Consider the following 25,045-nt stretch of genomic DNA (forward strand, 5'->3'; position numbering starts at 1 on the left):
CTAAAGACTTGATTTTATCTATGTATTACCTTCTGTCTGTATTTTATACTAATACAGAAAAGTTGAGAAGGAGGAACACAATGTACATTCAACAAATACGAAACGCAACTTTAAAAGTGCAATATGCAGGTAAAACTTTTTTGATCGATCCATTTTTCGCAGAAAAACACTCGATGCCTCCGTTTCCAAACACACCAAATCAGAATAGGAGAAATCCGCTTTTGTATCTTCCTGTACCGGTTGAAGAACTCATACACGCTGATGCTGTAATTGTTACACATTTGCACCCTGATCATTTTGATCAAGCTGCCGTCGAAGCTTTGCCTAAAGACATAACCATACTTGCGCAGAGTACAGAAGATGCAGAAGAAATCCGTAAATATGGTTTTACTGGGGTTTCAGCCATTGATGATGTTCAGTTTTTTGAAGGAATTAGGCTGATGCGTACATCAGGACAGCACGGAAGAGGAGACATCACTAAAATGACAGGGCCCGTTTCAGGGATTGTCTTTAAACATGCTCATGAGCCGGCGTTATATGTTGCCGGAGATACAGTCTGGTGCAGTGAGGTTGAAGCAGCACTCGATCTTCATCAGCCGGAAGTTGTGGTTGTAAACGGAGGTTCAGCTCAGTTTCTTGAAGGCGGTCCTATCACAATGACAGCTGAGGACATTTTTGCTGTTAAGGAAGCTGCTCCTCAGACCGAGATCGTCGTTTCACACATGGAGGCTTTAAATCACTGCCTTTTAACCCGAAGTGAGCTTCACCGTATAATTAAAGAGAAAAATCTCTGCAACTCTGTTTTTGTACCCGAGGACGGGGAAACTCTAAAATTCTAAACAGAGAAAAACAGAAAAACGAGTGCGGGACAGAGTCCGGCACTCATTTTTCAGTCGTTCCATTTATATGTCCAGAAGATTTCCTTCTCAATCCATTGTGAGACTTCGGGATCTTTGTTTTTGAATTTCTCTTCCATTTGCTTCAGCATGCCTTCTGTCTGGCTGCGGTGAGCACGCAGCGCGTTCAGCTTCATGTCAGCAACACCTGTAATATCGATCGTCACATCATGCTCGCCAAGTACCTCCGTACGGTTGCGTGTTATGGCGATGCAGTACGTTTCAGGTCTTTCTTCAATCGGCTTTCTCTTCAGGGCATGAATGACTGCTTCCCCAGTTGCATCATGATCCGGATGGACGCCGTGACCCGGATAAAATGTCACAACAAGCGTCGGTTTGACTTCATCGATGATTTCTTCAATGATATCTGCAAATGTGTCAATGTCTTCAAATTCAAGCGTCTTATCGCGAAGACCGAGCATTCTCAAATCCTGCACATTGAGCGCTTCACATGCATCCTTCAATTCTTTTTTGCGGATTTCTGGAAGCACTTCTCTGTTGGCAAACAGCGGGCTTCCCATGTTCCGTCCCATTTGTCCGAGTGTTGCACAAGCGTAGGTAACCGGAATTCCTTCTTTTCGTTTTAAAGACATTAATCCCCCCACTCCGAATGATTCGTCATCGGGATGAGGCAGGACAACTAATACATGTTCTCTCATCATTTCTTCTCTCCTTCTACTCAGCAAACGGTGTTTCGCTGATCTGAAGCGCGATGGCAAGCTTTCCGTCGCGGTCATGCCCAGCCATCAGCAGCTGATTGTTTTCATTGTATACCCAGTCTGTCAGGCCTTCTGCATAAATCCAGCCATGATCCATTTTAAGTCCTACCCTGTATGGGCCCTGTCCTGTAATTTTTGCCTGATTAAACGAGACTTTTGCATTTCGGATAAAAGCAACGACCGTCATGTTGTTTTCATTCATATGGGCAGAATATGCGCCAGTTGTTGTTTCAAGATGCACATATACTTCTTTGTTTACTAAAACATCCAGGTATTTCTGAATATCTTCTTTGGAAATTGGGACCATGTGATTGCTCCTTTATGTAAGTACTATCCGTTCTTCTGCTACTTTTATATGCAGGTCCATCAGGGCGGCTTTCTCCTGATCACTGAGTCCGGATGCTGAAATGCGCTTCATAGCGGAAAAGAATTTCTGCTCCGGCTTTTTGCGGAGCCTTGGATGGGTGTGTTCATCCCTGAGGTCTCTTTCAATGGCGTCACAAAGAGTCTTCATTTCGTCGGATGAAGCCTCCAGACTGCGGTTTGACCAAAGGTTTCTGTATGCATCAAGCAAGCTTCTATCAAAACTCATCTTCCTCAACCCTTCCTGCAAGTCTTATTGTATACCTAAAATTCATTTCAATGAAAGAAAAAAGCCTCGCACAGGGGCAGGCTTTCCTACAATTCCATTGTTTTCTTTTTTTTCCATTTCCATGCGCTTCCCTTCACGTGTGAGAAAGAGAATATAACAAGCGCAGACCAAATTAGTGAGAATGTAATCATTTCCGTTCCTGAGAACGATTCATTGTAAACAAGAACCCCGAGAAGCAGTGTAATTGTCGGGGCGATATACTGCAGAATACCGACCATAAATAAAGGAATGTGCTGTGCTCCTTTTGCAAACAGCAAAAGCGGAACAGCCGTGACGATGCCCGCTCCGATTAAAAAGGCATTTGTTGCAGGGGACCAGTCAAAAAAGGCTGACTGGCCTTTTGCCGCAATCGAGAAAATATATATCAGAGCTGCCGGCATAACCATCAATGTTTCAAGTGTAAGCCCTATTGACGCGTCAAGCTTGGTTACTTTTTTCGTGAGGCCGTAAAAACCAAAACTTAAAGCAAGCACGATAGCAACAAATGGAAACTTCCCGTACTGAATTGTCATAAACAGCACTCCTGCGGCTGCAAGGCCAAATGAAGCATATTGCCACTTATTAAGGCGCTCTTTCAGGAAAATCATTCCGAGCAGAACACTGATTAAGGGATTAATATAATAACCGAGACTTGTTTCAAGAATATGGTTGTGGTTCACAGCCCAAATGTAGAGATACCAGTTTATGCTGATCAGCACAGATGAAAGAACAAGAGATAAAAGCAGCAGCGGTTTTTTCAGCATGCGTTTGATCACTTCCGCGAGCTGTCCCCACTGTTTTTTCATCTGGATCAGGAACATCATGAACAAGAATGACCAGAAAACACGGTGTGCCAGAATTTCCTCAGATCCAACATGCTCAATCAGCTTCCAGTAAATAGGGAGAATCCCCCATAAAAAATAGGCGAGTGCCGTATGCATCAAGCCTGTCTGATAGGTATCATATTGTTTTTGTTTCATTTTTACAGCACCTTCCTTTACAAGCAACATGCCCATTATAATCCTGAAACAAGGATTGCGACAAGAAAAAAATCTTAACCGTTGCCCTGAATCATTCATATAGTGAACTATACCTGCAAAAAAGGGCGTGACATGCATGTTTCCCTGGAATAAAAAATTCCCTTTCAATCAGACAGACGCACAGATGCCGGATGCCTTTAAAAACATGAACCCTAAAAATGTGGAGGATTATATACAAAACATTATGGGCAACGTTTTTGGCGAAGGATTCCAGACTCAATTTCCCTATCAGGGAAATGTAGCGCCGTCAAAAACACAGCAGACTGTCTCCCGGAAGCCTGAACTGTTTGAAACGAACGATCACATTTTTGTGAAAATCAGTGCAACGGAAGAACAGGCTTCAAACCTCAGAATACAGCACAACAGCAATCAGCTCTTCATTATGAACTACCCGGAGAACGGCGGGCAGGAAAAAATCATCCTGCCGTCACTTGTCAGGAGAAAAGGCACAAGGGCTTCTTACAAAAATGGTGTTCTGGAGATCCGAATGCAGAAAAATGAAGATCTTCAAATGTCAGAAATTGATGTTGTGTCAGAAAACTAAAACCCCGGCAATAATAATGGACCAGAGAATATACGCTCTCTGGTCCATTATTTATCAGCAGAATCGATTTCGTCAGTATGGTCCTCCCGGGTATGGTCCTCCCGGATAGCCCGGATAGCCGCCCGGTCCTGGGTATCCTCCATAAAATGGAGGCGGTGGCGGCGGATAATAATAAGGTCTTGGATAGTTAAACAAGGCACTGCCAAGAAATCCTCCAAGCAACCCTCCTACAAGCGGCGCTCCAAATCCAAAAAAGAATGGTCCTCTGTTGCCTCCGCCTCGGTAGCCTCTGGCTGGATAGTACGGGTACATGCATTCCCCTCCTCTTTATTGCTTACCTTATAAGGGTATTCACCTAAAAGGTTTTGGAGTGGGCACATGTCTTAAAAAACCGAAAATAATCACTTGCTGTTTACGGTGTTTTCAACAGAGCCGTCCTTCAGATGCACAACTAATGAACAGTCGTTGTTTCTTACAAGCTCCCTTCCTTTTTCAACAGCTTCCTGTTTGGTATCAAATCTGTAGCTCGCCCTCTTGCTTCCCTCTTTTTTAACCATCCATCCTTGTTCGGCAGAAACAACATGATATTCTTCTTTTGAATGGCTGTCATCCGGACTGCTGCCGTCTGCCCATTTTTCAGCCTGAGACACGGCAATCGGTATGGCACGGCCTTCATCATATCCGTCATCTACAAGTGCATTTCCAATTTCAATTGCTTTGTCTCGCGTTTTTGCGGGCAGGTTTTTCATTGATTGGGGATAATCCTCTTTAGTCCATGGCATTTCCTTCATTCCTTTCCGATTTTTTCTTATCTATTACCCGCCCTGCACGAATGCAAACAGAGTTGTCCAGTTTCACTCTTCATAAAAGAACATAAAAAAAAGACTGTTTAACACAGTCCCTTAATGCTCATAGATCATTTTTCTGGTCATGCCCCCGTCTACCACCAGGTTTGTTCCTGTGACGAAGTCATTTTCGGGGTCTGTCAGATAAAAGCAGGCTTTCGCAATATCCGCAGGCTTTCCTACCCTCTTAGACAGGTGCTGCTCGTGGTCGACATATCTCAGCTGATCGTATTCCTTTGTCTCAATCCATCCGGGCGAGATGCAGTTTACTTTGATCCGGTCATCGCCAAGCGAGGCTGCCAGCGCATGAGTAATGGCCACGATCCCGCCTTTTGTCGCTGCATATGCCTCGGAATTAGGCTCAGACATTTGCGCCCTTGTCGACGCTATGTTCACAATAAAACCGCCAGCTTTATTTTTCTTCATCACTCTGGCAGCTTCCTGAGAAGCAAGAAAAACGCTTCTTAGGTTTGTATTCAGCACATCATCCCAGTCTTCAATGGTTAATTCGTAGAAAGGCTTAAAACGGGACACACCTGCATTGTTGATAAGGATATCGATTTTGCCGGTTTTACTGGCAGCCGACTGGATCAGCTTCTGAATATCTTCCAATCTTCTGACATCTGTCTGAACGAAGTGAATGTTTTCAGAGCGGCCAGCAATGGTATTGCCTTTTTCCGCATCGACATCAGCAAGGAAAACGGCATCTCCTTTTTCTGCATATTGTCTGACGAGCTCTTCGCCAATTCCATTAGCTCCGCCGGTAATGATAACAGTGCGGCTCATTTCATTTCCTCCCCAAGACAAAATTTATCCGCCCATTCTTTTACCTCATTCATAACCTTTTCGAGAGAATAGCCCATTTCTGTGAGCTGATACGTCACTTTTACAGGAGTATCAGGGATGACAACCCTCTCGACAATGCCAGCGGATTCCAGTTCTTTCAGCCGTTCAACAAGCATCTTTTGACTAATACTAGGAATGGTATCTGTCAGATCTTTAAAACGTTTAGGTCCGTCAAGAAGCACGTGCACGATTAAGCCTGTCCACCGCTTGCCTAAAAACCCGAAAGCCTTTTCCATTTTAGGGCACAAGTTAGATTCCATCGCGAATCTCCTTTACAGCTTATTTCTTGACATCTATTCATCATCATATTATGATTTTTAACATCAACACTTACTAAAAGTTAGTTTGTAACTTTTTGTATATTATACCTTATTTAAAATACTTATTCAACTTTGGAGGTTTTTCACATGACAGCAGCAACAACTGAAAGCATCTTATCTATTATGTCTGAACGCAGTTCCGTGCGCAAATATGATCCGTCCGTCAAAATCAGCAAGGAAGAATTAAAAGAAATTCTGGAACTGACGGGAAAAGCTCCATCTGCATGGAATCTGCAGCACTGGAAGTTCATGGTTTTTCACAGCGATGAATCGAAAGAAAGACTTCTCCCTATTGCTTACAATCAAAGCCAGATTACCGAATCGTCTGCTGTAGTTGCCATTCTCGGCGATCTTGAAGCAAATAAAAACACAGATAAAGTATATAATCCTCTTGTATCAGCAGGTTTCATGAAAGAAGAGATCAAAGATACATTGGCGGGCCAGATTCACGGAGCTTATCAAAATCCAGTATTCGCACGTGACGCCGCATTCAGCAACGCATCTCTTGCCGCTATGCAGCTCATGCTTACAGCTAAAGCAAAAGGTTATGACACATGTGCGATTGGAGGCTTTAACGCATCTCAGCTTTCAGAAACATTTAAAATTGAGAATCGTTACATCCCTGTTATGCTGATTACAATCGGCAAAGCAGCAAAGCCAGCTCACCAAAGCTCGCGCATCAGCATTGATGAACTGAGCACATTTTTATAAGAAAAAGACCGGCGGTTATAAAAACTTGCCGGTTTTTCGTTTTTTTCAGCTTCTTTTGGGGAAAGTAAGGTCAGATAAATCTACTTAAGGAGCTAATGCAGCATGATAAACATCATCATCGGATTGGTTTTGCTGATGGCACTTGCCTATCTTGGCTGGTCCATCATCTGGATTGCGCCGCTTATTGCCTTAATCGTAGCCGGCCTTGAAGGGGTTGACCTGCTTCCCGCCTATACAGAGACATATATGAAAGGGTTTGTCGATTTCACCTTCAAATGGTTTCCGATTTTCCTGCTTGGTGCAATATTTGGAAAACTGATGGAAGAAACCGGCATGGCGCAGTCTGTTGCCTTTAAAATTACACAGTTTATCGGAAAAAAACGAGCTGTTTTAGGCGTTCTTGTCGGAGCAGCTGTTCTGACATACGGCGGTGTCAGTCTGTTTGTCGTCGTTTTTGCCATCTATCCCCTGGCAATCGCTCTGTTCCGGTCTGCAGATGTATCAAGAAATCTGATTCCCGCAACGATTGTGTTGGGTGCTTTTACCTTCACGATGACCGCGCTGCCTGGAACACCGCAGATTCAGAATATCATTCCAACCGATTACTTTGGCACAACTCCGACAGCAGGCCCGATTATGGGGATTGTTTCCGGTCTCATCATGGCTGCAGGGGGCTATTTCTATTTAGCCTGGCGAGGCAAAAAGCTTCAAAACAAAGGGGAGAAATTTACAGAGCCCAAGGGCGGTGATGAAGTAAAGGACATTGATCCGTCCCAGCTTCCAAACGCCTATCTTTCCATTATCCCCCTTATAGTCGTTGTAGTGGTTCTGAATGTTTTCAAATTGGACATTCTGCTTGCACTTGTTATTGGGATCTTATCCATCATGCTTCTTTCCATTACTAAATTTAAAATGTTTATCAAATCAATTAACGGCGGAGCGGCAGGTTCTGTCATGGCCATCGTCAACACAAGCGCCGCAGTTGGTTTCGGAGCGGTAGTGACAGCTGTACCGAGCTTTGAACAGCTTACTGATCTGATTCTTGGTGTTAAAGGGAACCCGCTCATTTCAGAGGCGATTGCCGTTCAGCTTTTGGCCAGCATAACCGGTTCAGCCTCCGGAGGAATGGGAATTGCCCTTGAAGCACTTGGAAGTCAGTATATGGAGCTTGCCAAAAGCACAGGAATTTCGCCTGAAGCTTTTCACAGGGTTGCAGCAGTTGCCTCCGGCGCCTCAATCCTTCCGCATAATGGAGCCCTGCTTACGCTCCTTGCGGTTACAGGACTTAAGCACAAACAAACCTACCTGGATGTTGCCGTAGTAGGACTGATCATTCCGATCATCGCTGTCATTGCAGCGATTGCACTTGCATCCATGGGATTATATTAAAGAATAAAGGAGCGGTTGAATATGTTAAAAGATAAAGTTGTATTTATAACAGGAGCGGCACAGGGAATCGGCTACGAGGTTGGCGAGCGGTTTGCTGAAAACGGAGCAAAAGTTGTTTTGACTGATGTAAATGAAGAAGGTGTAAAAAAAGCCGCTGAACAGCTCGCTCAAAAAGGTTATGAAACACTTGGCCTGAAATGTGATGTCACTAGCGAAGAGGAAATCAAAAAGGCCATCGATGACACTGTTGCCCATTTTGGCGCCTTGCACATTCTCATCAACAATGCAGGACTTCAATATGTATCGCCAATTGAAGAATTTCCTACAGAAAAATTCGAGCTTTTAATCAAGATCATGCTGACGGCGCCGTTTCTTGCGACCAAGCATGTTTTTACGCATATGAAAAAACAAAAATACGGACGCATCATCAACATGGCATCCATTAACGGAGTTATCGGATTTGCCGGAAAAGCTGCCTACAACTCAGCCAAACACGGAGTTATCGGGCTGACAAAGGTTTCAGCGCTGGAAGGAGCTGCTGAGGGCATAACAGTGAATGCTCTTTGCCCGGGCTATGTAGATACTCCGCTCGTTCGCAACCAGCTTCAGGATCTTGCAAAAACGCGAAATGTGGAACTTGAAAAGGTGCTCGAAGAAGTCATCTACCCTCTCGTTCCTCAAAAACGTCTGCTTTCAGTTGACGAAATCGCTGATTATGCCGTCTTCCTGGCAAGCGAAAAAGCGAAAGGCGTGACCGGACAGGCCGTGCTTCTTGATGGCGGATACACGGCTCAATAATAAAGAAATTGCCTGGATTCGAAATGAATCCAGGCATTTTTTAGTTCAAGTTTTCTCTGTACCATGCAGCCGCTGCTTCCACCTCAGAAGATGTCAGCTGATGGCCGTGGTTTTCCCAGTGCACCAATACATTTCCCCCTGCACCCTTCAGCAAATCAGAGAGCTCCTCTGTTTCTTCCGGACGGCAGATCGGATCGTTCATGCCTGCACCTATGAAAATCGGCAAGTCATTCAGCTCTGGTACTGTTACACCTCTCCTTGGCACCATCGGATGATGAAGGATCGCTGCTTTTAATGGCCGTTCAAAGTGAAATAACAGGCTCCCTGCAATATTTGCCCCATTTGAATAGCCAATTGCCGTTACCTCTGAACGGTCAAATGAATATGTTTCTGCTGCTTCAGATAAAAAGGCATTCAGTTCATTCGTTCTGAAAATCAAATCTTCTTCATCAAAAACGCCTTCAGCGAGTCGTTTAAAGAACCTCGGCATCCCGTTTTCAAGGACATTTCCCCTTACACTGAGAATATTTGCTTCAGGATCAATATGTTTGGCAAGCGGTATAAGATCATTTTCATCTCCGCCAGTGCCGTGAAGCAGCAGCAGAGTTTTATTAAGGTTCTTTCCTTTTTCAAAAAGATGTTTCATGATGTGTCCCCTTCCATGATGACAGGGTCTGGCTGCACGCAAAACCCCTTATTTTTGAAATTTATTGCATTCCTTTTTTAATAGAATCAGCTACCATCACTGTCCGTTTAGCCTGATACTTAACGGCTGGTTCAACATTCTCTTTTAAATTTCCGTCCTGATCTGCTGTAACGGAAGTGCCGTACGGATTTCCGCCAGCCTCAAACAGCACCTGGTCTGTGTATCCCGGAGCAGCAACAATTGCACCCCAGTGGTACATCGTTGTATAAAGGCTTAAAATGGTTGCTTCCTGTCCGCCATGAGGATTACTGGCCGATGCCATCGCACTTACTACCTTATTAGCAAGCTTACCCTGGAACCATAGACCTCCCGTTGTATCAAGAAACTGCTTCATTTGAGCAGGTACATTTCCAAACCGGGTCGGAACGCTGAAGATGATGGCATCTGCCCATTCAAGATCGTCAAGCGTAACTTCAGGTACATGCTGTGTGGCTTCGAGATGCGCTTTCCATGCTTCATTCGATTCAATCGCAGATTGCGGAGCCAGTTCAGGAACCTTTAACACTTTTACTTCTGCTCCCGCTTCCTTTGCTCCCTCTTCAGCCCATGAAGCAAGCTTGTAATTTGTACCTGTTGAACTGTAGTAGATGACGGCTAATTTAACATTTGACATTCCGGTCTCTCCTCATTTCGGTTCATTTTTTATCTTTAAGTAATATATCTCGAAGTCGAATTAATTATATGCTGACCGCATAAAAAAGTCAACAATTAACAGTTTCTATAGGTAATATACCCATGAAAGCAGGGAGAAAACATGTTTTATTACAGTTTGTCAGGGTTAAGTTGGCCCGCTATGGTTTAGAGCACTTTCTGTGGTTGGATTCTTTACTGTTGTTGACTAGGGTTAGAACACTTGCTGCGGTCGGGATGCCGAACTTAGTGTTGCTTACTCCGTTTTAGAACACTTTCTGCGGTCGAGATTCCCTACTTAATGCTGTTTACTCCGGCTTAGAACATTTTCTGCGGTCGGGTATCCCGACTTAATGCTGCTTACTCCGGTTTAAAACACTTGCTGCTGTCAGAATCCCCTACTTAGTGTTGCTTACCCCGGTTTAGAACACTTTCCGCGGTCGGGATGCTCGATTTAATGTAGCTAATTCCGGTTTAGAACACTTTCTTCATGCCAAATACCTGACAAAGTGCTGCTAACTCTCCATAGAACACTTCCTCCTGTTTCATCGAGAACCCCCGCTTAATCAGCAAAATCCATTACATAAAAAAAAACCGAACTAATAAATAGTCCGGTTCGTTTTTTTACTTCATTTGCTCATTCAGCACTTCAAGCGCTTTAGACATCTGAGTGTCATTTTCTTTTAGTTTTGCTTGCAGGAGTTCCAGCATTTTAATAGTGGTTTCTCCTTTGATTGTTCCTGTTTGGCTGAGATTGTTTTCAGACTGGAACCTGGTAACGGCTTTTTTGGTCGTTTCTTCAAAGAATCCTTCTGTTTTAATGTCCTCATAGCCCAGTGCCTGCAGCATCTGCTGTGCTGCTTTTACTTCTGCTGATGAGTCTCCCTGTTTCAATTCTTTTTCAGGGTTTAGATACGGGAGATTGGCATACGCAGGAAGGGAAGCTTTATGCTGGGGCTCAATTCCCTTTCTATGAATCCATGATCCATCAGGCGTCAGCCATTTGGCAATTGTATATTTAATGGAAGACCCGTCTTCAAAGCTTTTGGCTGTCTGAATTGTTCCTTTACCGAACGTTTTTTCACCGACGATCGGGATGCCTGCAGACTGATGAAGGGCTCCGGCCATAATTTCAGCAGCACTTGCGGTTCCGTTATCGACGACAACGACAACAGGTACGTTCACTGCTGAATCGTTTTGTGATTTTTGAACTTCTTTTGTTCCGTCCTTATTTTCAATCTGCATAATCGTTTTGCCTTTTGGAACGAAAATATCGCTCATGGCAATGGCCTGATCAAGCAGGCCGCCCGGGTTCTGGCGCAGATCAAGAACGAGGCCCTTGACGTTCTGATCATTTAATTCGTTTAATGCATCTGCGAGCTCTTTGCCGGTAGTTTCAGAAAACTTGGTAATTTGAATTTTTCCGATTCCATTTTCTGTTTCGGTGTAAACCGTTTCAAGCGGAATGGTATCTCTCGTCAAATTAAAATCAAGCTGTCCGACTCCGTCGCGTTCAATGACAAGCTGAACCTTTGAGCCTTTTTCGCCGCGGATCAGCATGACAGCTTCATTGACTGTCATTCCTTCCACACTTTTGTCATCCACTTTAAGAATTTTATCTTTTGGCTTAAGTCCCGCTTTTTCAGCAGGCGAACCTTTGATTGGCGAAACAATCATGATTTTGCCGTCAGATTCCTGAACTTCCGCCCCGATTCCTTCAAAAGAGGATGAAATGTTTTCATTGAAGCCTTTTGCTTCTTCCTGGTCCATATAGGCTGAGTATGGATCACCAAGTGACTGAAGCATTCCTTTAATGGCTCCGTCTACAAGCTTTTCTTCATTGGTATTCTGATAAAATTCGCCCTGAAGCGTGTCGTATGTAGAATAGAGCTTTTCAAACGGATCATCGCCGGTTCTTTCAGCACCGCTCACTCCTGTGCCTTTTTGAACTACGGCAAACGTAATTCCTGCACTGATGACAGCCGTCAGCACAATGGCAAACAAAAATTTCAATTTGTTGTTGGACAAAGTAACACCACCCTCGTTATGTAATCATTATGAGTAACGGAGAGAAAAACGTCAACTAAAATCACCGTCAAACAGATTCCTTAAAACAGTATGTGCTATATATGAAAATCCATTCTTTAAGCCTGCTTCCTCACACCAAAAGCAGAGCCTTCATACCTTAATCAGAAAGGAGTGGTTCATGATGCCGACTTATTTGGATCTGCTGGCACAGCTCGGCGTTGGCGGCGCCCATCCAGGGGGCTTTATGCTGACAAAAGAAATCATTGAAGCAGAAAAAATCCCAGAAACGGCAGCTGTTCTTGATGCAGGATGCGGCACCGGGCAGACCATGCAGTTTTTAAAGTCCATGATTACGGACGTGAAAGGAATTGACCCTGATCCTGTCATGCTTCAAAAAGCAGCGAAAAGGTTAAAAGATTCTTCCTGTCTCATCAAAGGATCGCTCGAGAAGCTGCCCTTTGAGAGCCGCGCCTTTGATTACGTTTTTTGTGAGTCGGTTTTAAGCTTTACTGATGCAGAAACTTCCATAGAAGAAGCATACAGAGTTTTAAAAGACGAAGGCATTCTCCTTGCAATAGAAATTGTAAAATCGGAAAATGCGGAGAAATTGATGGCAGAGGAAATTGAAACGTTTTATGGGTTTAAGTCCATGCTGAATGAAGTTGAATGGATGAATCATTTTAAAAGCGCAGGATTTACTGATATCACTGTACATTCTCAACAGGACTTTCTAATAGAAGAAGATGAACCAACGACAGAATTTGATATGTCTGAGGATATTCCCTCCCTCTATTTTGACATGCTTGCAAAACATGAAAGTCTCAGGGAAATCTTTCACCGCGCCGTCCAATTTCGCATTTTCAGGTGCGTAAAATAAGGGCACCGGGGTATTCGTACAAACCCTTTATGCTGTTTTTTCATAGTTTATGGTGAAGCAGGTGAAGGGAGGAAGAAAAATGTCGCAAAATTATTATAATCTATGCTGCCAATACAACGGGCAGGTAGTGCGCATCAGCGACCGTTTCGGCAGACAGCACGTTGGAAGAATTACAAATGTCACTAGACAGCGTGTATTTATCCAGCCGCTTGGCGGAGGCGGACGAGGACGCGGAGGCTTCGGCATGGGCTATTATGGCGGATACGGACCAGGATACGGGTACCCATACGGCATCGGCCTGGCATTTGTAACAGGTGTTGTCCTTGGCGGATTGCTGTTCTGGTAATCAAATAGGGAATTAAAAAAGCAGTCCATCACCTTTCAGAGATGGACTGCTTTTTCTTCATAATCAATGGGATTTCTTTGTATATATCAACAATTTCGCTGATTTTCATCCTGACAAGTCCGCTGGAAGAAGGAGCCGCAAATTCAAGAACACCACCGGCAACCGAATCGGGCTGGAGTCCCCATGCGGCTTTTTTCTTGCCGCTGTATGCGAGATAAACTCCCTTTCCAACAAAACAGGCAAGCTTGGGCTGATAGGTTTGAAGTTTATTGAGCAGCTGCACTCTGCCAGCCTTGTATTCGCCTGGAGTAATTTCAGCAGCCGTTTTAGTCGGCCTGGCAACAATGTTTGTGAAACCGATTCCCTGCTCAAGAAGATCCCTGTCTTCAAAATGGGAAAACTGTCTTTCTGTAATACCAGCCTCATAAAGAATCCGGTAGAAACGGTTGTTTTTGCCCGCATAGTGATGCATGACCTGTGCGGAATACAGGCTTGGATTGTAGCCAATGAACAATAAATCCAGTCCGTGTCTGATTCGGTCGAGCTCGGGCCCGCTCATCAGATTTTCTTCACTTTTTTAAAATATTCTTCAAGAGTCAGCTGATTTTCATATATTTCTGTCGCTTCTTTTACTCCTACATAACGCAGGTGCCAAGGTTCATAAGAGAACTTTGTAATCTCTTCTTTGCCTTTTTGATACCTGATGATAAATCCGAATTTATGCGCGTTCGCCTGTACCCATTTTCCTTCGGGAGTATCTCCGAATTTTTCCGTAATATCCATATCAGCGCTTTTGCTCGTAACATCCATCGCAAGTCCTGTTTGATGTTCGCTTTGCCCCGGAAGCGCAACCGTCTCAAGTGCTGTTGTGTCTCCTTTTCGTTCCTTTTCTACATTTAGAATGCCGGTCTGGCGCTCATAAGACCTGTAACCGGAGACTGCAAATAATTCTATCCCCTCTGCAGCAGCCTGTGCGAACAATCGTTCAAGGGCTGCTGCTGCTTCTTTTCGAATATAGCGCTGAGGCACCTCTGCATCTCCAAAAGAAAATGGAACATTCGGGGAGACCAGATCAGCAGGCTCGTAGTCAGCCGGCAGGGAGAACTCTTTATTTACGAGCACCATGCGGTTCTCCGGGTTGGCAATCGTCTGCTTTCCATTTACCTCTTTAATCTGATTAAAAAACGGCTCTTCAAGTGTCAGAATTTCTTCTTTGACTTCTTTTTCGGGATCTATTTTCTCTTGATGCTCCTGTGTCTTTGCCTGTCCTTCTTTAAAAGGGTTCAGGCTTTTGGAAAAATCTAAACCGGAACATGCTGAAAGCATCAGCGTCAGCGGCAAAACAGCAGCCATCGTTTTTTTCGTTGCATTCATTTGATTCACCTTACCTGCATTTTGACATTTCATAGCTTTTATTCTATCACTATTGCCTAAAATGAGGAAAACTATATCTGTCATTTGTGACAGATTTTGTCGAAAAATGAGAAAAACGCACGAAAAAGTTTCGCGCGTTTCTAAAAAACATTTAGTTTACTTTTTGATTGCTGCTTCAAGCGCAATTTCCATCATTTCATTGAAGGTTGTCTGACGCTCTTCAGAAGTTGTTTCTTCCCCAGTAAGAATGTGATCGCTTACTGTAAGGACAGAAAGTGCCTGGCGGCCAAATTTAGCAGCGAGTGTGTAAAGGGCAGCGGATTCCATTTCGATGGCAAGTACGCCGTATTTCGCCCATTTTTCCAGCTCTGAATTGTCGTTGTAGAACATATCAGCGGTGAACACGTTGCCGACTTTCAATTTTAAGCCCTTCTCGTTTCCTGCTTCATAAGCAAAGCGCAGCAGGTCAAAGTCAGCAGTCGGAGCATAATCAACTCCGCCAAATGTCAATCTGTTCATTTGCGAATCTGTTGATGCGCTCATCGCAAGAATGACGTCACGGACCTTTACATCCTGCTGAATCGCACCGCAAGTTCCAACGCGGATCAGCTTTTGAACGTTATAGCTTTGAATTAATTCGTTTACATAAATCGCGATGGACGGCACGCCCATGCCAGTACCCTGGACGGAAATTCTTTCGCCTTTGTAAGTTCCTGTGTATCCTAACATACCGCGCACTTCATTGTAGCAGACAGCATCTTCTAAAAACGTTTCTGCAATATACTTTGCACGCAGCGGATCTCCTGGCAGCAGAATGGATTCTGCAATTTCATTTGGTTTTGCTCCTATATGAACACTCATTTTCATTCCTCCAGTTTCTATGTAAAAAAGGTGCTTTTTCAATATACCATAATCCTGCTGAAAAAATCTTTTCCCTTTCTACATTTTTCGGGATTCCTTTCAATTCTATACATGATACTTATTTACTGGTGTGAAAACGGCTTATTTCGAGAAAAATAGGTGGGAAAAGGAGGGATACTAATGGGCAAAAAACATCGAAACAGAGTCAATGGACAGAAGAAGAACAATCATATTCCGGCTGAAGCTATTGAGGCTGAGCATAATGCGCACGGAAAAGAAGCTTCCCCCGAAAAACGCAAAAACGGTCCTGGAAACCACATGTAAGGAAAAGAAAAAGGGCAGCCGCTGGTGCTGCCCCTACCTTACTTGCATTCTGCTTATTTTCTTCCAGCCGCCTGAAAACAGCTTATAAAAAGTCTGTCCTCTCTTCCGCTCATCAATCAGCAGAATATCCCCGGTGGCAATAAACCTTGCCTTGTAGTCTTTAGGAACTCTGTCTTTCACATTAAACATGCCAAAGATGAGGTGCATGGCATCAATGTGCCCCGCTGCTTCGAGATTCATCCTGTATACTTCCTGATATCCGATTTTTTGTCCATATTCCTGCGTTTGAAAGATGGTAACCTCATATGTCTGTGGCCTTGCTGCAAAAAGACTTAATCCCATACATGCCACCCCCTTCTTACATATTAGGTGACTGAGCCCTTAATTCCTTCGTCTAAGTTGCACTAGTTTTGTCGATTGCCCTTTTCAACCATTCATAAAGACGGATCAGTATCAAGAGCAGTACGATGCCTGCAGAAAATCCCGCGGCTACATCAATGGCATAATGAACGCCTAAATACACTCTGCTTAACCCAATCAATCCTATAAAACAAACAGCCGCCCAAAACCTTTTCTTTTTGTTACGGACCGCTGCTGATGTGTTTGCCAGCAATAAGTAGCAAATAAATCCATAAAAAACGGTGGAATTCATTGCATGGCCGCTTGGAAAACTGTAATGGGCAGCGTCAATGACCGCGTGAAAGGATGGTCTTTCCCTTTCAAAGAGATCTTTAAGTCCTGTGTTGAGATAACGTGCAGAATAAAACGCAATCCATAAAAAGGCTGGAGCCAGGACTTTTTTATTCAGCAGAAGAAGAAAGGTTGCAAATAAAAGCACTGGGTACTCGGCTTTTATGGAACCGGCATCGCTGACTGCCAGAAAAACAGCTGTTGCCGGTTCTGACCGCCAAGTTTCAGTCTTTTGGACAACGAAATTTTCAGCATGCTGAACACCATCTATCCTGTAAATACATGCAAGTAAAAGAAACAGGAGAAAAAAGGCGGCTATCTTTTTCACGGCTTCTCCCCTCCCAATAACTGCTTAATTCATTTTGTTTCGTTTATGTTCCTTATGTCCTGGAGCAGGCTGGGGTTTATGTGCGACTTCTGTTGAGTATTCTTCTTTATATTGACCCGGAGCTTGTTTTTTTGCTTTTTGCTCAGCGCTGTTCTGATGTTTATGTGCCATGGTTCATTCCTCCTGATAATAAATAGGTGCCTTCTTATTTTTGCTGAAAATACGGCAGCCATTCATGTGTTCAGGAGCCATTCTTTCCATAAATATGCTGCCTGTCCCTCAAAAAGACGCGGGTCAGTCCGGTTTTTCCTTTTTCATACAGGAACAAAAGCGTAAGCGCCTTGGTCAGATCCGATAGGCAGATAAGAATCCGGCGGAAAAGTCCGGTTTTGACTTTTTTGACGGATTTGTTCTGACAGAGGATCTAGGCGCTTCCGCTTGCCGATGATAACTTTGTTATGTTATCAACAGCCTTTTATTCTTTATCATTTCGCTTAACAACAAAAAAATCCGTTCACTTTGAACGGATTTCCTTTAGCTGCTTTCCAATTTTGAGACCCATTTTCACATAGAGTCCTCCAATAAAAACGATAAGAACAATGATCCCGAGATATTCCAGGCCTGCAAGCTTCAATCCTGTGCTCAGCGCGGTAATGACATACAAACTGCCAAGCAGCGTCCTGATTTCCGTCTGTTCGAACCTGGATGTCAAATATGCTCCTGCCTGCGCACCTGCAAGTCCTCCAGCAATCAGCATAGCTCCAGCAGAAAGGTCAATCGGTGACTTTGCGAAATACGTGATAAAACCAGCCGTAACAATGAAAAGAACACTCATAAGACTTGTCCCTACTGCTTCCCTCGGTTTAAATCCGGAAAGGGAAATCAAAAGCGGAACAAGGATAAAGCCGCCTCCAACCCCAAGAAGAGTTGAAACAAAACCTCCGGTCGCGCCTGTAAACACAAGAATCAGCAATTTCATGCCCTTTTTTCTGCCTGATGATGTTTTCTTATCCTTCCTGAGAAGCAGACTCCATGAAAAATAGCCAAGAAGAAGAACATAAGCAAGGGGAATCACCGTTTCATCCAAATGATGATCATTTAAAAAGAAAACAAATGGATTGGCAGCCTGTGTAGCTGCTGCTCCGCTGGCGCCAATCAGAGCTGCATCCTTCCACTTGACATTTTTCATTTTCAGATGGGCGAATACACCTGAAACCGATGTTCCGATTGTATACATTAGACTTTTCGTGATGGCAGTAATCGGATCCACTGAGAGCAGCAGGAGTACCGGGGTGAGGATAAAGCCTCCTCCAACGCCGAAAAACCCCGATAAAACACCAATCAGTAAACCGAGCACTGCGTATAAGATAAAAATAAGAATCACACCTCTGGTAAAAATAGCCGTCAATTCCTATTTTATCGGTCCTGAGGAGAAAATAAAAGGTGATGCCCCTTAATCAGAATCTTTCAACTTCACCTTGGGCGTGCGATTACACCGTTATGAACTTTAATAAAGCCGTGACGCAGAATATCGAAACCGCTTTCATAAATATATAGGCCCATTTGCTGAATTGTCATTAATTCTCTGTACGTATGATTCATGACATCCGCCATGATCTGATAGTACAGTTTTGATTTTGCCTGTGCCCTTGGCGTTGTCAGAATGGCATAACCGCCGTCCTTTAAAAATTTCCTGTGCCAGTCGATGGCTTCGGGCTTTTGCTCATCGGGGAAATGCTCAATCATTCCAACGCTGATGACAATGTCGAATTCTTTGCCAAAAGAAAGATTGCGGATATCATCGACCAAATAGGTGATGTTAAAATCATTTTTGTAATAGACTTTGTGGCTTCCTGTCTGTGGGTTTTGGCCTAAAAAAGGATAGTGCTCAGGGAATTCTGCAAACCGGCTGTCCCTGCAATACGCATCATAATCAACCATAACCACTTCTGCACCAGGATACATGGCTGCAAGCTGCATAGCCTCATATCCTTCTGCGGCGCCGAGAAACAGTATTTTCGGTTTGCTTACGTCCAGCCCTTCAAACAATGCACGTTTTCCCCGAGGGTCCCAAATACCGTCCTCCATCCTGTGGATGTAATTCCAGAGCCTCAGCTTTAATGAACGGCCCAGTACTTCCCTGACCTCTGCCGGACGAAAAGCAGAAAAATGCATCCTTAATTCCTTGCTGAGCTCCTCCATTTCTCCCGGCACATCTTTTATGAACCACTCGTGAAACGATTTATTGAAATATTCCCAAGAGGTGTGTACCGGCATGGACAACCCGTTCTCTTTTTCCCATTCCTTCCGGTCCTTTGATAAAGTTTTCACTTCATAAGGTTTTCCTGTATCTTTCCAGGAGAGCTGCGACCAGTCACTTACAACATTTGACGTAAAAAACGTATCTTTCTCTTCATCTGTATATGTGCGCAAGTCAATTTTAAAACTTTCTGTCAAAGCTGTTTTACCAAGATCTTCTTCTGTAAACGGCCGATGTGCGGTGATCATTGCAGCACCTCATTTTAGTCAGAATTTTAGATTAATTTTAACAACGTTTATCTGTTGAATCAATCAATTTGTCCAATCATCCTTTCTTGAAAAAAGCTGAAATACTTCGAAAAAACGAGTTAGAAAGAGCTGAGATCGGTAAAATGACTATATTTAGGTTTATACAGATAATTCTGAATCTTTAAATTATGTAAAGATTTTGTTAAGATGAATTTACTCAATCAAAGGAAGGCGTGATTCCAATGAAGACGGTCAGCGAAGCATATCAGTAGCAAATCTCGGAAAAGATCAGTCCGTGAAAACTGATTTTGAGATGTGTGGATATGCGGGAAATCAGTGAATCCGACTTTTTAAAGGGGATGATTCCAATGACTGACGTTAGCGAAGCATATTGTAATCATGCTGCCGCAGGAAAATAGCCGGTGAAAACTATTTTCGGAGCATGTGGATATGCGGGGAAGCCAGAGCAAGAAAGCAAGATAATTGGATGAGTTAGAAACAAAAGAAATCTGAATTAAAAGTGTGATGGTAAAACATTTCTTAGATTGAGTTTAAAGAGCAATGGGAATAAACTGATTCATCGTGCACTATGTTAATTGAAACAAATCAATTGATCGATAGCAGCGAATGGGTTTTAGTAAGAAAGGATCGAACTAAAAAGTGAATATGTTTGGATTGAAATAAGACGCTGTTTATGTCCGGTATACATAGACAGCGTTTTGTTGTGTTCTCATTTTTCCAGACAAAAAGACGCTTCATAAGAAACGCCTTTTTGCAATATCAGCCTGCAGCGTCCTCTGAAGAAAGAGACTCCTCCTTCAGAAACTCCAGAAATTGATCTCCTGCATCATGAACGGGTCCATTATTTCCCGTTTCCTGAATCCTTAATTTTGCAGCATCTATGTATGGAAAATAGGAAGCCGGTATTTCCAGATCTTGAATCAGCTGCTCTCTTGTTTTATCGAGGACTGTATACTTTTTTATCCAGACATTCTCGTGCATTTCTATTCATCCCTTCCCTTTTGCAGAACTTTTATCTTTATAGCGCCTTCTCATAAAGCAAAGAAGTCAAAAATGGAAACTTTTCAGTGATTTCTTCCCCGTACTCATCTTTTAATGCTTCTGTCAGCATAGACGGCACTGTTTCACGCTTTTGAATATCGAATGAAACGATTTCATTTGCATTAAGACCGAATGTAAGGCCTGTATGAGTATAACCGATAAAGAATCGGTCTGTCTGCAGACATTCTATGACTTCATCTTTTTCTTTTCCAAGGGTAATTAACGACAGTTTGCCTTTATCCGTGCCTATTTCTATTTCGTAAATCATGCTGCATCCTCCTCAGTTCTCTCTTTTCTGACCGGCCTGACTCCCTATACTATTCGAACAGGCATGGTCATTTTCTGACTGTCCTGAAGCCTCAAGCAGAAAAGGATGCTGAGCTGGATGAAAAAATGCTTCTTCCCGGAATAAAAAAAGCAGCAAGATGAACTTGCCGCTTCTACATCAGCTGTACCTTTGGATAACATCTTCCAGTGTTCTGCGGATGGCTTGCTGATCCGCATTTGGAATCATCACTTTAACAAGAGACTCATCCATTTCAAGCGCTTCTGACAAAAATCCTCCCAGGCCTCTTGCTCTCCTGTCAATTTCAAGCAATAGCTCTACTCCCTGCGGACTGATGTTCGAAATCACGACCTCCAGTTCATCCAATTTCCCCCTGAACGGACCTGCTGTCGGATAAAATTCAAATTCCTGTATGAATGGCAGTCTTTTTCTCAGATGGTATGGAGCTGCCTCGTTTTCTGCTTTGCGCAAATTGAATCCGAGATCTCTTAATGCGGCAAATACGGTTTGAACAATGGCGGGCGGAAGGACTTCAATCCGGTCTTTATCACTCGGATCAACGGCGCCTTTAATATCCAGCCCTGTTTCAAGCCACACTTTTGATGAGCCGAGGGTAATCGGCGTATCCGAAGGAAGCTGAAACGCAAACGGAATTTCTTTCACTTCGTTTGCCATGATGACGAACGGCTCATTGATTTTGATTTTGGTGATGGTTGCGTTTTGATAATACTTTTTATCATCCGTCTCTTTTAAGTAGCTTGTTTGCAGGGACAGATAGATCTCATCAATCTGCTGTTCAACATTTCCCCCCTGAACGTGAATAATGCCTTTTACTTCATCCATAAGAGCAATCCTGTCAGATGCAAGTCTTGCATCCACTTTTGCAGCCCCAATTCCTACGCTTGATAAAATCTTATTAAAAAACGACATTTTCTTCTCCCCTATCTGCACACTTCAAAACATCAGCTTTCAGGTCTTCTATCCTGTCATAAGGCTGCTGAAGCTTGAGCATCCGTTTAATCGTATCTTTTGAGTGCTGAGTTAACGCAAGTTCCTCTTCCCAGCTTCTGTTCTTTTTCGAAACCGGGACATATTGTGAATACAGCAGAAAAAGAACAAAGTGGCCAAGCGCATAAAAGTCGCTTTGAAAAGAACGTTCTCTGTAGTGTCTTTTTTCACGGGAAAAAGACTTCCCCAATTCTGCCGGGTCCGGCCCCTCACCGATTCTTGCCGCAAGTCCGAAATCAATGATTCTGATGGATTCATGCTTTAAAAGGATATTCGGAATCCTCAAGTCCCTGTGCACGATCCCTTTTGCATGAAGAACCTCTACAGCCTCTATTACTTTCAACAAAATACGGAAAGATTCCTTCTCTCCGAATGATTCTTTTTTCAGGAAGATTAAATCTTCAAACGTATCTCCGCTAATATACTCCATTGCAATGAAATGCTTGCTGTTCCAGATAAAAGAGCCTGAATATGCCGGAAAATACGGACTGCTGAGTTGTTCCAGCAGTTCTTTTTCAAGCCTGAATGACGAGAGGCCGCTATCTGATGCAGCCTTATATGCCCTAAGCTGTTTGAGCACAAGCGGCTCATCTCTTTTTGTTATTGCAAGATACGTTATGCCGTAGCTTCCTTTTCCAAGAACTTTCTGTATGGTATATCGATGATCGATTACATCACCGGCCTTTAGCGGCCGCTCTCCGTACTTTAGGAGAAGGTTCTTCATCAGCTGCTGTAGGATCCTGAAAATCTGCTCGATCTTGATTTGCGTTTGTAATGCTTATAGCCGTATTTTGAAGGATTTCCGTATGGTCTGCCTCTTCTGTCGCTGCTGCTGTATCTGCGGTGAGATTTCTTTCCTAGAAACGATTGAATCAGTTTTTTGAGCATGACAATCCCTCTTTCATTAAAAGTTCCTGCTCTTTTCATACGTGCCGCGAGAACAAAAGTTTCAGGTTTTTCATATGTAAGTAAGAGGCAAGGTTTTAGGAGCTGGCAAAAATGACAATCCTCCCCCTTTTTAAAAAACCAACGGTCGCATCTCTTATGGATCACGCAGAAAAAAAAGCATTTATAGATTCCTTGATTGCTGTTCAGCCGGGTCCATCTATTGTGTACGGTGAAGAATCAAAGATGATCCGGAACATCCAGGCTGTTACTGCATCTTGCAACCTGAATAATCTAACGCGGACAAAAGCTTATCTTTCCTTCTATTTAAAACATCCCGAGGTGCATTGGGCTTTTTTGGCCCACATGGTTTCCCGAAACGGCGGCTACAGCATGACTGATTTGAAAAACAGTCTGGTGAGCCACTTTCTATCCGAAAATGAACGAAACTCTCTGTTTCATTTTCTTGAAACTGCAAATGCCCTGATTTTCCACGATGCTTATCCTCAGCTTCTGCTTTATGAGGAGAGCAAAAAAAGAGGAAAGCCTTTCTTCCGGCTGCTTCCCGCCCTACATGTTTCGAGATTTATGGAGCCAGTCTGGGCGCAGTTTTATGAAAGAAAGCAATCTAATTTGCTTACCCTTGCGCTGATAACGAATGAACAGCAGTATGTCGAGCAGCAGCTTATATCAAAATCATCAGACATTTTAAAGTCCATTCCTTATCTGCTTCAAGAGAGGTGCGGTTTTACAAACGTTATTTTCCCCTTTAAAAAAAGAGGGTACGATAAGTATTTTTCACTGGCAGGAATTGAAATTGGACAGTTCAACGATCCGAAAGCAAGGATCAGCATTGGTAAATCTCTTTACAGCACCTTGTTTCATCCTGCGGTTTTCCAGTCAGCTCTTTTATTTGCAAAAACATTTCCTCATTCAGGCTCACGGGAGGATTACTGGCCGAACCTGTTTTCAGCGGATCCCCATCAAAAAATATACAGTCCGAAGCTGACAGATGTGTGGAATGATGTATCCCATAAATATTATCCGTGGCCTGACTGGCTGAAAGATCCGGAGATGGCAGCTGACTTTGACAGCTTTGATAAGAAGCAAGCGTACAGGGACATGACAAAAAACGTAAAAATGGATCTCTTGAAAATGGGGTCGATGAAACTTCTGACAAAGCCCTTCTTAAAACGCGGCATGTAAAAAAACGGCGAGTCATCTCGCCGTTTAATCAACATCTTCCAGGTCTTCGTCGATAATGCACTTTTCAAGCAGATAATCAAATGCAATATCCGCGATCGTATCAAGCTCCGATTCCGAGGGAACATATCCCCGCTTTGTCAGCTCATTGTAAAAGAATTCAGCCATTTCTTCGGTATCAATGATTACTTCAATTTCTTTCACAACATCGCCCCCTTAGTAATTGTTTATATGTCCAACTTGTGTAATCTATGTCTTGCAAAATAAACATTTTTCTTTTCATATCCTTTTTGCGGCCTGCATACGATGTGATAAATAGATCAACAAAAAAGGAGATGCTGAAATGAAAAATGGACAAGCTGCTGCAAAACAGGAAACGAATAAATTGCTTGCTTTTTTGGACGGAGAGGGATTTGAATGCGTTCACAAACAGATGATTGCATGCCTTCAAACACTCATGGTGTATGGATGTATTCCGTTTTTCATTTACGTTCTTATATCTTTTTTTAACTAAGCGTTCGTATATTTTCTTAAACTGTCGATGATAAAATCCATCATTTCCTTATATTCCTGATCTCCAAACAGTTCATACATAAATAAATAGTCATTATAGATATCTAAAAGTTCATCCACGATATCACGTTTGCTGCGCTTGACTTTCTTCGCGGGGAGCTCTTGCTTTGGCAGCTTTTCTTTTGACAGAAGCTGCTCAATTCCATTTGTTTCCTGCGAAACAATATGCATCAGGCTCAGCTGCTGGACAAATGTGCCTGCCTGCTTTTTCCCCATGACGAAAACAAGCTCTTCTTCGGATGCTTCCAGCCATTCCCCGTCATTGATTCTCATCAGTTCATAAATGATATCTTCCCAGCCGTCTTCTGTATATCTCCAGATTTCAGTCCGGAATCCAACCACCTTGAAAAGCTCTTCTTCATAGCCCTTCACCTGAACAATATCCCCGATATGGTATTGAAACTCAATTTCAATCTTCTCTGAATCAATCACCTTTCCGGTGTATTCAGAGTATAGCTGTATCGCGTTTTCAAAGTACAAAATCTCGCTGTGGTTCACTTCGTAAAGATAATGCTGATCGATCTGATGAACGTTCGTCACTGTCCCGACCGTGCTGTACATAACAATCACGACAATATCCCCGACTTTGTACTTTGGTATTTTTTTGTTCACGATAG

At 43.3% G+C, this 25,045-nt stretch carries 36 protein-coding genes; 10 read left to right on the top strand and 26 right to left on the bottom strand.

The genetic code is table 11. The features are described from left to right. The first annotated feature begins 80 nt into the window (after positions 1-80). Positions 81-839, top strand: coding sequence for an MBL fold metallo-hydrolase (locus ACK1LH_RS11190; RefSeq protein ID WP_411333063.1), 759 nt, complete (start codon positions 81-83; stop codon positions 837-839). A gap of 50 nt (positions 840-889) precedes the next feature. Here the strand turns inward: ACK1LH_RS11190 and bshB2 are convergent, their stop codons facing one another. The 4 genes from bshB2 to rarD form a co-directional block, all read right to left on the bottom strand. Next, positions 890-1,555 (bottom strand): bacillithiol biosynthesis deacetylase BshB2, encoded by a 666-nt coding sequence (gene bshB2, locus ACK1LH_RS11195; protein ID WP_029566373.1) that lies wholly within the window; start codon positions 1,553-1,555, stop codon positions 890-892. A 16-nt stretch (positions 1,556-1,571) separates the two neighbouring features. Continuing rightward, positions 1,572-1,922 carry a YojF family protein gene (locus ACK1LH_RS11200; RefSeq protein ID WP_029280790.1) on the bottom strand — a complete coding sequence of 117 codons (351 nt, stop codon included), beginning with the start codon at positions 1,920-1,922 and terminating at the stop codon, positions 1,572-1,574. A gap of 12 nt (positions 1,923-1,934) precedes the next feature. Then, positions 1,935-2,207 carry a hypothetical protein gene (locus ACK1LH_RS11205; RefSeq protein ID WP_029280788.1) on the bottom strand — a complete coding sequence of 91 codons (273 nt, stop codon included), beginning with the start codon at positions 2,205-2,207 and terminating at the stop codon, positions 1,935-1,937. Positions 2,208-2,293: 86 nt separating this feature from the next. Next, on the bottom strand, positions 2,294-3,226 hold the full coding sequence (rarD, locus tag ACK1LH_RS11210; protein WP_411333065.1) for an EamA family transporter RarD: 933 nt from the start codon (positions 3,224-3,226) through the stop codon (positions 2,294-2,296). A 136-nt stretch (positions 3,227-3,362) separates the two neighbouring features. Between rarD and ACK1LH_RS11215 the strand changes: the two genes are divergently transcribed. After that, positions 3,363-3,830, top strand: coding sequence for an Hsp20/alpha crystallin family protein (locus tag ACK1LH_RS11215; RefSeq protein ID WP_029280786.1), 468 nt, complete (start codon positions 3,363-3,365; stop codon positions 3,828-3,830). A gap of 72 nt (positions 3,831-3,902) precedes the next feature. Here ACK1LH_RS11215 and ACK1LH_RS11220 read toward each other — a convergent pair whose 3' ends face one another. The 4 genes from ACK1LH_RS11220 to ACK1LH_RS11235 all read right to left on the bottom strand — a co-directional run bounded on the left by ACK1LH_RS11220 (position 3,903) and on the right by ACK1LH_RS11235 (position 5,781). Beyond that, positions 3,903-4,142, bottom strand: a complete 240-nt coding sequence (locus tag ACK1LH_RS11220; RefSeq protein ID WP_029280784.1) for a hypothetical protein — start codon at positions 4,140-4,142, stop codon at positions 3,903-3,905. An 89-nt stretch (positions 4,143-4,231) separates the two neighbouring features. Continuing rightward, on the bottom strand, positions 4,232-4,612 hold the full coding sequence (locus ACK1LH_RS11225; RefSeq protein WP_411333066.1) for a DUF2188 domain-containing protein: 381 nt from the start codon (positions 4,610-4,612) through the stop codon (positions 4,232-4,234). Between the two features lie 120 nt (positions 4,613-4,732). Continuing rightward, entirely contained in the window at positions 4,733-5,461 is a 729-nt protein-coding gene (locus ACK1LH_RS11230) for an SDR family NAD(P)-dependent oxidoreductase (RefSeq protein ID WP_411333068.1), read from the bottom strand. Further along, positions 5,458-5,781, bottom strand: coding sequence for a winged helix-turn-helix transcriptional regulator (locus tag ACK1LH_RS11235; RefSeq protein WP_029280780.1), 324 nt, complete (start codon positions 5,779-5,781; stop codon positions 5,458-5,460). The genes ACK1LH_RS11230 and ACK1LH_RS11235 overlap by 4 nt, the downstream gene beginning before the upstream one ends. 147 nt (positions 5,782-5,928) lie before the next feature. On the opposite strand from ACK1LH_RS11235, the gene ACK1LH_RS11240 reads away from it, so the two are divergent. From ACK1LH_RS11240 to ACK1LH_RS11250, 3 genes are all read left to right on the top strand, one after another. Beyond that, a complete protein-coding gene (locus ACK1LH_RS11240; protein ID WP_029280778.1) occupies positions 5,929-6,552 on the top strand; it encodes a nitroreductase family protein in 624 nt (207 codons plus the stop codon). A 102-nt stretch (positions 6,553-6,654) separates the two neighbouring features. Next, positions 6,655-7,941, top strand: coding sequence for a GntP family permease (locus tag ACK1LH_RS11245; RefSeq protein ID WP_029280777.1), 1,287 nt, complete (start codon positions 6,655-6,657; stop codon positions 7,939-7,941). Positions 7,942-7,962: 21 nt separating this feature from the next. Beyond that, positions 7,963-8,739: a 3-hydroxybutyrate dehydrogenase gene (locus ACK1LH_RS11250; RefSeq protein WP_411333069.1), complete on the top strand. Its 777-nt coding sequence runs from the start codon at positions 7,963-7,965 to the stop codon at positions 8,737-8,739. A gap of 40 nt (positions 8,740-8,779) precedes the next feature. Here ACK1LH_RS11250 and ACK1LH_RS11255 read toward each other — a convergent pair whose 3' ends face one another. The 3 genes from ACK1LH_RS11255 to ACK1LH_RS11265 all read right to left on the bottom strand — a co-directional run bounded on the left by ACK1LH_RS11255 (position 8,780) and on the right by ACK1LH_RS11265 (position 12,103). Beyond that, entirely contained in the window at positions 8,780-9,385 is a 606-nt protein-coding gene (locus ACK1LH_RS11255) for an alpha/beta hydrolase (protein WP_411333070.1), read from the bottom strand. Between the two features lie 61 nt (positions 9,386-9,446). Beyond that, positions 9,447-10,058 (bottom strand): NAD(P)H:quinone oxidoreductase, encoded by a 612-nt coding sequence (gene wrbA / locus ACK1LH_RS11260; RefSeq protein WP_029280772.1) that lies wholly within the window; start codon positions 10,056-10,058, stop codon positions 9,447-9,449. 641 nt (positions 10,059-10,699) lie between these two features. Then, the gene (locus tag ACK1LH_RS11265; protein ID WP_411333072.1) at positions 10,700-12,103 is read right to left on the bottom strand and encodes a S41 family peptidase; all 1,404 of its coding nucleotides are present in this window, start codon (positions 12,101-12,103) and stop codon (positions 10,700-10,702) included. A gap of 181 nt (positions 12,104-12,284) precedes the next feature. On the opposite strand from ACK1LH_RS11265, the gene ACK1LH_RS11270 reads away from it, so the two are divergent. Both ACK1LH_RS11270 and ACK1LH_RS11275 read left to right on the top strand, forming a co-directional pair. After that, entirely contained in the window at positions 12,285-12,980 is a 696-nt protein-coding gene (locus ACK1LH_RS11270) for a class I SAM-dependent methyltransferase (protein ID WP_051827202.1), read from the top strand. A 79-nt stretch (positions 12,981-13,059) separates the two neighbouring features. After that, entirely contained in the window at positions 13,060-13,326 is a 267-nt protein-coding gene (locus ACK1LH_RS11275) for a hypothetical protein (RefSeq protein WP_029280767.1), read from the top strand. A 28-nt stretch (positions 13,327-13,354) separates the two neighbouring features. Here the strand turns inward: ACK1LH_RS11275 and ACK1LH_RS11280 are convergent, their stop codons facing one another. From ACK1LH_RS11280 to deoD, 3 genes are all read right to left on the bottom strand, one after another. Then, positions 13,355-13,885: a mismatch-specific DNA-glycosylase gene (locus ACK1LH_RS11280; RefSeq protein ID WP_411333073.1), complete on the bottom strand. Its 531-nt coding sequence runs from the start codon at positions 13,883-13,885 to the stop codon at positions 13,355-13,357. Next, positions 13,885-14,700, bottom strand: a complete 816-nt coding sequence (locus tag ACK1LH_RS11285) for a D-alanyl-D-alanine carboxypeptidase family protein (RefSeq protein ID WP_411333075.1) — start codon at positions 14,698-14,700, stop codon at positions 13,885-13,887. Before ACK1LH_RS11285 ends, ACK1LH_RS11280 begins: the two co-directional genes overlap by 1 nt. Before the next feature lie 156 nt (positions 14,701-14,856). Then, complete coding sequence (deoD, locus tag ACK1LH_RS11290) at positions 14,857-15,561, bottom strand: purine-nucleoside phosphorylase (RefSeq protein WP_029280764.1); 705 nt, start codon at positions 15,559-15,561, stop codon at positions 14,857-14,859. 180 nt (positions 15,562-15,741) lie between these two features. Between deoD and ACK1LH_RS11295 the strand changes: the two genes are divergently transcribed. Continuing rightward, on the top strand, positions 15,742-15,885 hold the full coding sequence (locus ACK1LH_RS11295; protein ID WP_168713764.1) for a hypothetical protein: 144 nt from the start codon (positions 15,742-15,744) through the stop codon (positions 15,883-15,885). 33 nt (positions 15,886-15,918) lie between these two features. Here the strand turns inward: ACK1LH_RS11295 and ACK1LH_RS11300 are convergent, their stop codons facing one another. The 10 genes from ACK1LH_RS11300 to ACK1LH_RS11345 all read right to left on the bottom strand — a co-directional run bounded on the left by ACK1LH_RS11300 (position 15,919) and on the right by ACK1LH_RS11345 (position 22,655). Continuing rightward, entirely contained in the window at positions 15,919-16,227 is a 309-nt protein-coding gene (locus ACK1LH_RS11300) for a hypothetical protein (protein WP_203287409.1), read from the bottom strand. 52 nt (positions 16,228-16,279) lie between these two features. Then, complete coding sequence (locus tag ACK1LH_RS11305) at positions 16,280-16,903, bottom strand: phosphatase PAP2 family protein (RefSeq protein ID WP_411333076.1); 624 nt, start codon at positions 16,901-16,903, stop codon at positions 16,280-16,282. A gap of 24 nt (positions 16,904-16,927) precedes the next feature. Continuing rightward, the gene (locus ACK1LH_RS11310) at positions 16,928-17,074 is read right to left on the bottom strand and encodes a hypothetical protein (RefSeq protein WP_161781200.1); all 147 of its coding nucleotides are present in this window, start codon (positions 17,072-17,074) and stop codon (positions 16,928-16,930) included. A 343-nt stretch (positions 17,075-17,417) separates the two neighbouring features. Beyond that, positions 17,418-18,287: a sulfite exporter TauE/SafE family protein gene (locus ACK1LH_RS11315; RefSeq protein ID WP_411333078.1), complete on the bottom strand. Its 870-nt coding sequence runs from the start codon at positions 18,285-18,287 to the stop codon at positions 17,418-17,420. Between the two features lie 89 nt (positions 18,288-18,376). Beyond that, complete coding sequence (locus ACK1LH_RS11320) at positions 18,377-19,411, bottom strand: class I SAM-dependent methyltransferase (protein WP_029565873.1); 1,035 nt, start codon at positions 19,409-19,411, stop codon at positions 18,377-18,379. Positions 19,412-20,191: 780 nt separating this feature from the next. After that, entirely contained in the window at positions 20,192-20,413 is a 222-nt protein-coding gene (locus ACK1LH_RS11325; protein WP_029280757.1) for a hypothetical protein, read from the bottom strand. A gap of 37 nt (positions 20,414-20,450) precedes the next feature. After that, on the bottom strand, positions 20,451-20,741 hold the full coding sequence (locus ACK1LH_RS11330; protein WP_029280755.1) for a hypothetical protein: 291 nt from the start codon (positions 20,739-20,741) through the stop codon (positions 20,451-20,453). A 177-nt stretch (positions 20,742-20,918) separates the two neighbouring features. Then, complete coding sequence (locus ACK1LH_RS11335; RefSeq protein WP_029565874.1) at positions 20,919-21,689, bottom strand: sporulation protein; 771 nt, start codon at positions 21,687-21,689, stop codon at positions 20,919-20,921. After that, positions 21,676-22,491 (bottom strand): serine/threonine protein kinase, encoded by an 816-nt coding sequence (locus ACK1LH_RS11340; protein ID WP_029280751.1) that lies wholly within the window; start codon positions 22,489-22,491, stop codon positions 21,676-21,678. Before ACK1LH_RS11340 ends, ACK1LH_RS11335 begins: the two co-directional genes overlap by 14 nt. Beyond that, complete coding sequence (locus tag ACK1LH_RS11345; protein WP_087946320.1) at positions 22,491-22,655, bottom strand: hypothetical protein; 165 nt, start codon at positions 22,653-22,655, stop codon at positions 22,491-22,493. The genes ACK1LH_RS11340 and ACK1LH_RS11345 overlap by 1 nt, the downstream gene beginning before the upstream one ends. Before the next feature lie 111 nt (positions 22,656-22,766). Here ACK1LH_RS11345 and ACK1LH_RS11350 point away from each other — a divergent pair, with 111 nt between their 5' ends. Next, positions 22,767-23,858, top strand: coding sequence for a DUF2515 family protein (locus tag ACK1LH_RS11350; protein ID WP_411333081.1), 1,092 nt, complete (start codon positions 22,767-22,769; stop codon positions 23,856-23,858). A 24-nt stretch (positions 23,859-23,882) separates the two neighbouring features. Here the strand turns inward: ACK1LH_RS11350 and ACK1LH_RS11355 are convergent, their stop codons facing one another. Continuing rightward, positions 23,883-24,059, bottom strand: coding sequence for a YozD family protein (locus ACK1LH_RS11355; RefSeq protein WP_081414131.1), 177 nt, complete (start codon positions 24,057-24,059; stop codon positions 23,883-23,885). 139 nt (positions 24,060-24,198) lie between these two features. Here ACK1LH_RS11355 and ACK1LH_RS11360 point away from each other — a divergent pair, with 139 nt between their 5' ends. Continuing rightward, positions 24,199-24,369 (top strand): hypothetical protein, encoded by a 171-nt coding sequence (locus tag ACK1LH_RS11360; RefSeq protein ID WP_161781201.1) that lies wholly within the window; start codon positions 24,199-24,201, stop codon positions 24,367-24,369. On the opposite strand, the gene ACK1LH_RS11365 is transcribed toward ACK1LH_RS11360, so the two are convergent. Next, positions 24,366-25,040, bottom strand: a complete 675-nt coding sequence (locus ACK1LH_RS11365) for a hypothetical protein (protein WP_029280748.1) — start codon at positions 25,038-25,040, stop codon at positions 24,366-24,368. The genes ACK1LH_RS11360 and ACK1LH_RS11365 overlap by 4 nt on opposite strands. Positions 25,041-25,045 lie beyond the last annotated feature (5 nt).

This window comes from Metabacillus indicus (assembly GCF_046603695.1).
Classification (GTDB): Bacteria; Bacillota; Bacilli; order Bacillales; family Bacillaceae; genus Bacillus_P; species Bacillus_P indicus.